The organism is Kitasatospora sp. NPDC059817, from assembly GCF_042731835.1.
Classification (GTDB): Bacteria; Actinomycetota; Actinomycetes; order Streptomycetales; family Streptomycetaceae; genus Kitasatospora.
The window spans coordinates 1-9,089 of sequence record NZ_JBHWIR010000229.1; the positions used below are offsets into that span (position 1 = coordinate 1).

The 9,089-nt window shown below is 74.4% G+C and carries 8 protein-coding genes; 7 read left to right on the plus strand and 1 reads right to left on the minus strand.

Features of this window, described 5'->3' with window-relative positions:
• The first annotated feature begins 230 nt into the window (after positions 1 to 230).
• From ACFV61_RS31430 to ACFV61_RS31460, 7 genes are all read left to right on the plus strand, one after another.
• Positions 231 to 680, plus strand: a complete 450-nt coding sequence (locus ACFV61_RS31430; protein WP_363376841.1) for an SRPBCC domain-containing protein — start codon at positions 231 to 233, stop codon at positions 678 to 680.
• Between the two features lie 248 nt (positions 681 to 928).
• The gene (locus ACFV61_RS31435; protein WP_350880560.1) at positions 929 to 1,729 is read left to right on the plus strand and encodes a VOC family protein; all 801 of its coding nucleotides are present in this window, start codon (positions 929 to 931) and stop codon (positions 1,727 to 1,729) included.
• A gap of 151 nt (positions 1,730 to 1,880) precedes the next feature.
• Entirely contained in the window at positions 1,881 to 2,627 is a 747-nt protein-coding gene (locus ACFV61_RS31440; protein ID WP_063348318.1) for an HAD family phosphatase, read from the plus strand.
• 22 nt (positions 2,628 to 2,649) lie between these two features.
• Entirely contained in the window at positions 2,650 to 5,055 is a 2,406-nt protein-coding gene (locus ACFV61_RS31445) for a glycoside hydrolase family 65 protein (RefSeq protein ID WP_380374884.1), read from the plus strand.
• Between the two features lie 114 nt (positions 5,056 to 5,169).
• A complete protein-coding gene (locus ACFV61_RS31450) occupies positions 5,170 to 6,912 on the plus strand; it encodes a pyruvate dehydrogenase (RefSeq protein ID WP_380495304.1) in 1,743 nt (580 codons plus the stop codon).
• 80 nt (positions 6,913 to 6,992) lie between these two features.
• Positions 6,993 to 7,625, plus strand: coding sequence for a helix-turn-helix domain-containing protein (locus tag ACFV61_RS31455; RefSeq protein ID WP_063348316.1), 633 nt, complete (start codon positions 6,993 to 6,995; stop codon positions 7,623 to 7,625).
• A 32-nt stretch (positions 7,626 to 7,657) separates the two neighbouring features.
• Positions 7,658 to 7,855, plus strand: a complete 198-nt coding sequence (locus ACFV61_RS31460) for a DUF6126 family protein (protein WP_380495306.1) — start codon at positions 7,658 to 7,660, stop codon at positions 7,853 to 7,855.
• Between the two features lie 22 nt (positions 7,856 to 7,877).
• On the opposite strand, the gene ACFV61_RS31465 is transcribed toward ACFV61_RS31460, so the two are convergent.
• A partial coding sequence (locus ACFV61_RS31465) for a PLP-dependent aminotransferase family protein (protein ID WP_380495308.1) occupies positions 7,878 to 9,089 on the minus strand: 1,212 nt, incomplete at its 5' end.

Below are 9,089 nucleotides of genomic sequence, written 5' to 3' on the forward strand. Positions count from 1 at the left end.
CTTGGGGGCTGTTTTTTTTTAAATCCCCACCCCCCCGCGGGGGGGGCGCCCCCCCGGGGGGGGCGCGCCGTCCAGGGCGCGCGGGCCCGGGGGTCGTGCCATGGTGGCCGGAGAAACCGGGGAGGCGCCCGGCCCGGGCGACCTGAGGGACGGGGGCCCGACGCGCGGGACCCCGGCACACCGGACCCGGCCCACGGACAAGGGGGGCGCGCACCGAAAGGCGGACCCCCATGCCCGAGATCGCCCTCCAGTTCGACATCGCCGCACCCCGGGCCGTCGTCCTCGCCGCGCTCAACACGCACGGCGGGCTGACCAGCTGGTGGACCACCGGCGTGGACCGGGAGGGCGACGTCCTGCTGTTCGACTTCCCCGGCGTCCCCGAGCCGTTCCGGCTGCGCCGCGAGCGGGCCGACCTGGACCGGGTGGTGTGGGCCAACGCCGGGGCCTTCCCGCCGCACTGGGCCGGCACCTGGATCAGCTGGGACCTCGCCGACCAGCCCGACGAGCCCGGCCGCACCCGGCTGCTGTTCCGGCACGGCGGCTGGCAGCCGGGCAGCGAGGACGGCGTCCCGCTGGTCGCCGGCACCTGGGCCGAACTGCTGGTCCGGCTCAAGGACTACGCGCAGAGCGGCAAGGTGCAGCCGTACTTCGTCACGGCCCAGCGGCACGACGCCGCGTGAACGGCCCCTACGGCGGCGTGAGCGGCACGACACCGCGCGAACGGCCCGCCGGCGGCCGAACGGCCCCGGGCCCGTCCGATCGCCCGCCAGGGCGCCGTCCGGTGGCGGGATCGCGGCGCCGGGCCGATGGTGGGCGGTGTACCCGCCGTTCGCGCTGACGGCCGGCACCGGCAGCCCGGCACCGGGCGGCCGGGACCCGCCCGCCCCGACGACCACGCCGGCGACCACTGCCTTCGGGAGGCCCAGCAATGCCCGTAGTCACCGCTCCGTACAAGCCCGGCACCCCGTGCTGGATCGACCTGATGGCGAGCGACCAGCAGGCCGCGCTCGACTTCTACCGCGACCTGTTCGGCTGGCAGGGCGAGGTCGGCCCGGCCGAGTTCGGCGGCTACGCCGTGTGCATGCTCAACGACCGACCGGTCGCCGGGATCATGGCGCGGTCCGCGCCCGAGGGCCAGCCGCTGCCGCCCGTCGCCTGGACCACCTACCTGGCCTCGGACGACGCCGACGTGAGCGGGGCCGCCATCGCCGAGCACGGCGGCACGATCCTCTACCCGGCGATGGACGTCGGCGTGATCGGCCGGATGCTGGTCGCCGCCGACCCGACCGGCGCGGTGTTCGGCGTCTGGCAGGCGATGGACTTCATCGGCGCGGGCGTGGTCAACGAGCCCGGCGCACTGGTCTGGAACGAGCTCAACACCGCCGACACCGACGCGGCCGGCCGCTTCTACCTCCCGGCGCTCGGGCTGCGCCCGGCGACCATCCAGGGCATGGAGGGGTACTTCTCGCTCAACGCCGGCGACCGTACGGTGGGCGGCATGCAGCCGATCCCCAAGTACCTGGGGGCGGGCACGCCCTCGCACTGGATGGCCTACTTCTCGGTGGACGACACCGACTCCACCGTGGACGCCCTGGTCAAGGCGGGCGGCTCGGTGATCCAGCCGCCGTTCGACATGCAGTCCGGCCGGATGGCGGTCGTCCAGGACCCGCAGGGCGCGGTGTTCGCGGTGGCGGAGGCCGCCGAGGCGCAGATGCCAGACTCGCCGTAACAGCAGCCGGGCACCCCCGCCGTGCCGGCGCCGGGCACCCACGAGCCCACCCGGCCACCCACGAGCACCCGGGCAACCGGAAGCCGCCCTTCCCGCGACGCGCCGCCGGGAAATGGGCGGCTTCCCCGCGTTCCCGGGTAAGACTGCACCCATGCTGGGGCTACCGGACGACATCCGCGCTTTCCTCTTCGACCTCGACGGGGTCCTCACCCAGACCGCCAAAGTGCACGCCGCGGCCTGGAAGGACACCTTCGACTCCTTCCTGCGCGCCGAAGCCGCCCGCACCGGCGGGCAGTTCGTCCCCTTCGACGCCGTCACCGACTACGACACCTACGTGGACGGCCGCCCGAGACTGGACGGCACCCGGGCGTTCCTGCACAGCCGGGGTGTCGACCTGCCCGAGGGCACCGACGCCGATCCGCCCAACACCCCTACCGTGCACGGGATCAGCCGGGCCAAGAACGACACCGTCCTGCGGCTGATCCGCGAGCAGGGCGTCCAGCCGTACGACGGCTCGGTCGCGTACGTGCACCGGCTGCGCGCGCTCGGGCTGCCCAGCGCCGTGGTGTCCTCCAGCGCCAACTGCCGGGACGTGCTGCGGGCGGCGGGCATCGAGGGGCTGTTCGACGTGATCGTGGACGGCGTCGTCGCCCAGCGCGAGGGCCTGCCCGGCAAGCCCGCCCCCGATACCTACCTGTACGCCGCCCGCACGCTCGGCGTCGAGCCCGCGCACGCCGCCGTCTTCGAGGACGCGCTCGCCGGGGTGGCCTCCGGCCGGGCGGGCGGCTTCGGGGCCGTGGTCGGGGTCAACCGCACCGGGCAGGCCGCCGAACTGCGCCGGGACGGCGCGACCGTGGTCGTCGACGACCTCGCCGAACTGCTGGAGGAGCAGGCATGAGTGAGTGGAGCGGGGTAGTCGCATGAGTGGCTTGGACAACTTCTCCGTCGACCCCTGGCTGATCGCCGAGCAGGGCCTGGACCTGACCGCGATGGCCCGCGCCGAGTCGCTGTTCGCGCTCTCCAACGGCCACATCGGCCTGCGCGCCAACCTGGACGAGGGCGAGCCGCACGGCCTCCCCGGCACCTACCTGAACGGTGTCTTCGAGCTCCGCCCGCTGCCGTACGGCGAGGGCGGCTACGGCTACCCGGAGTCCAGCCAGAGCGTCATCAACGTGACCAACGGCAAGATCATCCGGCTGTTGGTCGACGACGAGCCCTTCGACCTGCGCTACGGCGAACTCATCCGCCACAAGCGCTGGTTGGACTTCCGGGAGGGGATGCTGCACCGCGAGGCCGAGTGGACCTCCCCGGCCGGCCGGACCATCCGGGTGCGCTCCTCCCGGCTGGTCTCGCTCACCCAGCGCGCGGTCGCCGCGGTCGAGTACAGCGTCGAGGCGGTGGACGGGCCGGTGCGGATCGTGCTCCAGTCCGAGCTGGTCGCCAACGAGCAGCTGCCCGGCGGCCCCGAGGGCGATCCGCGGGCCTCCGCCGTGCTGGAGGCGCCGTTGCAGCCCGAGGTGCACCACGCGAGCGGCACCAAGGCCGTCCTGGTGCACCGCACCCGCTACAGCGCGATCCGGGTCGCCGCCGGGATGGACCACGTGATCGAGGGCCCGGAGGAGCTCGAAACCGTCGCCGAGGCCGAGGCCGACCACTGCCGGATCAGCGTCACCACCGTGCTCCGGCCCGGACAGCGGCTGCGGCTGGTCAAGTTCATGGCCTACGGCTGGTCGGGGACGCGCTCGCTGCCCGCCGTCCGGGACCAGGTGGAGGCCGCGCTGACCGCCGCCAGGTACACCGGCTGGGACGGTCTGGCCGCCGAACAGGCCGACTACCTCAAGGAGTTCTGGGAGACCAGCGACGTCGAGATCGAAGGCGACGTCGAACTCCAGCAGGCCGTCCGGTTCGCCGTCTTCCACGTCCTCCAGGCCGGCGCCCGCAGCGAGGAACGGGCCATCCCCGCCAAGGGGTTGACCGGCCCGGGCTACGACGGGCACAGCTTCTGGGACACCGAGACCTTCGTCCTGCCGGTGCTCACCTACTGCCTGCCCGGGGCCGTCAACCAGGCGCTGCGCTGGCGGCACACCACGCTGCCGCTGGCCCGCGAGCGGGCCGCCCAACTCGGCCTGGCCGGAGCGGTGTTCCCCTGGCGGACCATCCGCGGCGAGGAGTGCTCCGGGTACTGGCCGGCCGGTACCGCAGCCTTCCACATCGGCGCCGACATCGCCGCCGCCGTCGCCCGCTACGTCCGGGCCACCGGGGACGCCGAGTTCGAGCGCGCGTACGGGCTCGAACTGCTCGTGGAGACCGCCCGGATGTGGCGCTCGCTCGGCCACCACGACGTCTCGGGGAAGTTCCGCATCGAGGGCGTCACCGGCCCGGACGAGTACAGCGCCGTCGCCGACAACAACGTGTTCACCAACCTGATGGCGCAGACGAACCTGCGCGCCGCCGCGGAGGCCGCCGCCCGTCACTCGCACGAGGCCGCCGAACTCGGCGTCGACACCGAGGAGACCGCCGCCTGGCGGGACGCCGCGGCCGCGATGTACATCCCGTACGACGAGGACCTCGGCGTGCACCCGCAGGCTGACGGCTTCACCCACCACCAGGTCTGGGACTTCGAGCACACCCCGCCCGAGAAGTACCCGCTGCTGCTGCACTACCCGTACTTCGACCTGTACCGCAAGCAGGTGGTCAAGCAGGCCGACCTGGTGCTCGCCATGCAGGTCCGCGGCGACGCGTTCACCGACGAGCAGAAGGCCCGCAACTTCGCCTACTACGAGCGGCTCACCGTCCGCGACTCCTCGCTCTCCGCGTGCACCCAGGCGGTGATCGCCGCCGAGGTCGGCCAGCTCGACCTCGCGTACGACTACACGGCCGAGGCGGCGCTGATGGACCTGCACGACCTCGGCGGCAACACCCGCGACGGCCTGCACATGGCCTCGCTCGCGGGCGCCTGCATCGCCCTGGTGGCGGGCTTCGGGGGGCTGCGCGACCACAGCGACTCGCTGTCCTTCCGGCCCCGGCTGCCGGGCGGGCTGATGAGGCTCGGGTTCTCGCTGATGGTCCGCGGGCAGTTGCTGGGCGTCCAGATCACCCACGAGGGGACGACGTACGCGCTGCGCCGCGGCGAGGTGCTGCACCTGTGGCACGACGGCGAGCCGGTGCAGGTGAAGGCCGGGCAGCCGGTCACCCTGCCGACCACCGCGCCGCCGGCCCAGGAGCGGTGCGGCCAGCCGCCCGGCCGCGAGCCCGCCCGGCGGCAGGCGCAGGCGGGCCTGGTCAGCGGCAAGCTCGGGCAGCAGGACCACCTGGCGGCGGAGTAGCCGCGCCGGCCTGTCGTTCACCTGTTCGGGCCCGCTCCGGGTGCGGGGCGGGCCCGGCCGTCGGAGGGTGCAGGTGTCCTGCGGCAGCGGGCGGCCGGTGATTGGAGAGCACCCGTGGCGAGCGTGGCCGAACAGATGGTGGAGGTGCTCCGGCAGGCCGGGGTCGAGCGGGTCTACGGCGTGGTCGGAGACAGCCTCAACCCGGTCGTGGACGCGATCCGGCGGACCGACGGCATCAGCTGGGTGCACGTGCGCAACGAGGAGGCGGGCGCCTTCGCGGCGGCCGCCGAGGCCGAGCTCAGCGGCCGGCTCGCGGTCTGCGCCGGCTCCTGCGGCCCCGGCAACACCCACCTCGTCCAGGGCCTGTACGACGCCCAGCGCAGCGGCCTGCCGGTGCTGGCGCTCGCCTCGCACATCCCGTCCGGGCAGATCGGCACCGGCTTCTTCCAGGAGACCCACCCCGAGCGGGTGTTCACCGACTGCAGCTCCTGGTGCGAGATGCTCTCCACCCCCGCCCAGCTGCCCCGGTTGATGCGGATCGCCATCCAGCACGCGCTCGGCTCGCACGGCGTCTCGGTGCTGGCCTTCCCCGGGGACGTCGCCGCGCTCCCCGCCGCCGGGCCCACCGGGACCAGCCACTTCCTCACCGAGCAGGCCGTCGCCGCGCCGCCGTGGTCCCAGGTGCAGGAGCTGGCCCGGCTGCTCAACGCGGCCCGCAAGGTCGCCCTGTTCTGCGGTGCGGGGGTGCGCGGGGCGCACGGCGAGGTGATGGAGGCGGCCCGGGCCCTGAACGCGCCGGTCGGGCACTCCCTGCGCGGCAAGGAGTGGATCCAGTACGACAACCCGTACGACGTCGGCATGAGCGGCCTGCTCGGCTACGGCGCCTGCCACGAGGCGCTGCACTCCGCCGACCTGGTGCTGCTGCTCGGCACCGACTTCCCGTACGACTCCTTCCTGCCGCAGGCGCACACCGTCCAGGTCGACCACGACGCCACCCGGCTGGGCCGCCGCACCGCGCTCGAACTGGCCGTCCACGGCGATGTCGCCGCCACCCTGCGGGCCGTCCTGCCGCTGCTGGACGCCAAGCGCGACCGCGCCTTCCTCGACGGGATGCTGCGCAAGCACTGCCGTTCGCTGGAGGACGTGGTCGGCGCCTACACCCGGGACATCGAGAAGCACCTGCCGATCCACCCCGAGTACGTCGCCTCGGTGCTCGACGAGGTGGCCGCCGACGACGCGGTGTTCACCGTGGACACCGGCATGAACAACGTCTGGGCCGCCCGCTACCTCCAGCCGAACGGCCGCCGCCGGGTGATCGGCTCCTTCCTGCACGGCTCGATGGCCAACGCCCTGCCGCACGCCATCGGCGCCCAACTGGCCTGCCCCGGGCGGCAGGTGATCGCGATGGCCGGCGACGGCGGGATCGGCATGCTGCTCGGCGAACTGCTGACGGTGGCCAAGCACCGGCTGCCGGTGAAGACCGTCGTCTTCAACAACGGGGCGCTCGGCATGATCAAGCTGGAGATGCTGGTCTCGGGCTACCCGGAGTACGAGATCGACAACGGGGACGTCGACTACGCGGGGATCGCGCGGGCGATGGGCATCCCGGCCAAGCGGGTCACCGAGCCGGCGAGGGTCCGGGAGGTGCTGGCGGAGGCGCTGGAGCGGCCCGGCCCCGCCCTGGTGGACGTGGTCACCGACCCCAACGCGCTGTCCATCCCGCCGTACATCACGGCGGCCCAGCTGAAGGGCTTCGCGCTGGCGGCCGGGCGGACGGTGCTCTCCGGCGGGGTCGGGCGCATGATCGACCTGGCCCGCAGCAACCTGCGCAACATCCCGCGACCGGACAGGACCTAGCCGAGAAGGGGGACTCCGGGCCCTCTTGCCTCTGAGGCAAAATTCTTGCCCGAGCGGCACGGCGGGTGTCCACTGGTCACATGACCACCAGCCCGACCGGGGACGCCGCCCCGGAAGACCGGCTCGACGACCAGGAAGTGGTCGGCCTCGCCGCCCGCCTCCGGGAACACCGGCTCAGCAGCCGCCTGACCCTCGAAGTGGCCTCCGCCAGGGTCGGGCTCTCCCCAGCCTATCTGTCCCGGCTGGAGACCGGCCGCCGCCAGCCCTCCCTCCCCGTCCTGCTCGGCCTCGCCCGCGCCTACGGCACCTCCGTCTCCGGCCTGCTCGGCGAGACCATGGCCGAACCCGACCCGGTCGTGCGCGGCGGCGCCATCGAACCCGGCCGCGCCGGCGGCTGGGGCTACCGCCGGGCCGGCGCCCCCGGCCGGGCCATGCAGGCGCTGCGCGTCCACGTGCCCCCGGGCGTGCAGGACACGGTGGTGCGGGTCCACCCCGGCGAGGAGTGGCTGTACGTCCTACAGGGCCGGCTCAAGCTGACCCTCGGCGACCGCGTCCACCGCCTCGACGTCGGCGACTCCGCCCACTTCGACTCGCTCACCCCGCACTGCATCGCCGCCGACGCGCCGGACGGCGTCGAACTGCTCTTCGTCCACACCCTGCTGCAGAGCCCCGGCGGCGAACTCTGCCTCGGCGGCCCCGCAGCAACCCACTGACCCGACGTCAGAACCCTTGGAGGAGATCCCTCATGGCCGATCCCGCCAGCCCCGACCAGGCCGCCGCGGCCACCGCCCCGGCCGCTCCGACCCCCGCCCCGCTGACCGTCGACGCTGGCATCTCGGCCAACCGCCGGGTCGGGGTCCGCCTGGTGATCTACACCGCCGGCATCCACGCCGTCGCCGGCTTCATCATGCTGCTGTTCGAACTGGGCAACCGCAACAAGTAGTCCACCGGGGCGGTCGCGGCCCTCACCGCTCGCGCAGCAGCTCGCAGAGGGCGTCCAGCGCCGCCGGGAAGGCGTGCTCGGGCGGGGACGCGTAGCCGATCACCAGAGCGGGGGCGGCGTCCGGGTCGGCGGCCGACCGGTCGGCGAGGTGCCAGGACAGCCCTTCGACGGCCAGGCCGGCGGCCTCGGCCCGGGCCAGCAGCTCCGCCTCGGACGCGGAACCGGGCGGCAGTTGGAGAACGGCGTGCAGCCCGGCGGCGATCCCGGTGACCCGCACGCGCGGGGCGTGCTCGGCGAGCGCGGCGACCAACTGGTCCCGCCGGCGCCGGTAGTGCAGCCGGCTGCGGCGGACGTGCCGGTCGTACGTCCCGGAGGTGATCAGCTCGGCGAGGGTCAGCTGGTCGAGCACCGGGGACATCGTGTCGGCCAGTCTCTTCAACCGGGCCACCGGCTCGACCAGCGCGTCCGGCAGGGCAAGCCAGGCCAGCCGCAGGCCCGGCGCGAGGCTCTTGGCGGCCGTCCCGGCGTACACCACCCGCTCCGGGTCGAGCGCCTGCATCGCGCCGACCGGCTGCCGGTCGTAGCGGAACTCGCCGTCGTAGTCGTCCTCGACGACGTACCCGTCCCGCTCGCGCGCCCAGCGCACGGCGGCGGCCCGCCGGTCGGCGGCCAGCGGCGCACCGGTGGGGAACTGGTGCGCGGGGGTGAGCAGGACGGCCCCGCACCGGCCGTCGAGCCGCTCGACCCGGGCGCCCGCCTCGTCCAGCGGCACCGGGACGGTGGCCAGCCCCGCCGCCCGGGCGACGGCGTGCTGCGGCGGCAGCCCGTACTCCTCGACCGCGAGGGCACGGTCCCCGCGCTCCCGCAGGGCGGCACAGAGCAGGCCAAGGCCCTGGGAGACACCGGTGCAGATCAGCAGGTGGTCGGGGTCGGTGCGGACGCCGCGGACCCGCGCCAGGTAGTCGGTGAGCGCCCGCCGCAGCTCGATCCGGCCGAACGGGCTGCCGTAGCCGAAGGCCTCGTGCGGCGCGGTGGCGAGGGCCCGGCGGGCGGCGGCGAGCCAGGCGGTGCGGGGGAAGAGCGAGAGGTCGGGCCGCCCGGCCATCAGGTCGTGCCGGACGGTCCGCCGCCCCCCCGCGGGGCCGGGGGGCCCCCCGCGCCCGCCCGGGGCGCGCGCCGGGGGGGGCGGGGTGGGCGGGCGGCGCGCCCGGGGGCGCCCCCCCGCCCCCCCCCC

Coding starts and splice junctions, on each gene's coding strand:
- ACFV61_RS31430 (WP_363376841.1), top strand. CDS start 231: ATGCCCGAGATCGCCCTCCAGTTCGACATCGCCGCACCCCGGGCCGTC.
- ACFV61_RS31435 (WP_350880560.1), top strand. CDS start 929: ATGCCCGTAGTCACCGCTCCGTACAAGCCCGGCACCCCGTGCTGGATC.
- ACFV61_RS31440 (WP_063348318.1), top strand. CDS start 1,881: ATGCTGGGGCTACCGGACGACATCCGCGCTTTCCTCTTCGACCTCGAC.
- ACFV61_RS31445 (WP_380374884.1), top strand. CDS start 2,650: ATGAGTGGCTTGGACAACTTCTCCGTCGACCCCTGGCTGATCGCCGAG.
- ACFV61_RS31455 (WP_063348316.1), top strand. CDS start 6,993: ATGACCACCAGCCCGACCGGGGACGCCGCCCCGGAAGACCGGCTCGAC.
- ACFV61_RS31460 (WP_380495306.1), top strand. CDS start 7,658: ATGGCCGATCCCGCCAGCCCCGACCAGGCCGCCGCGGCCACCGCCCCG.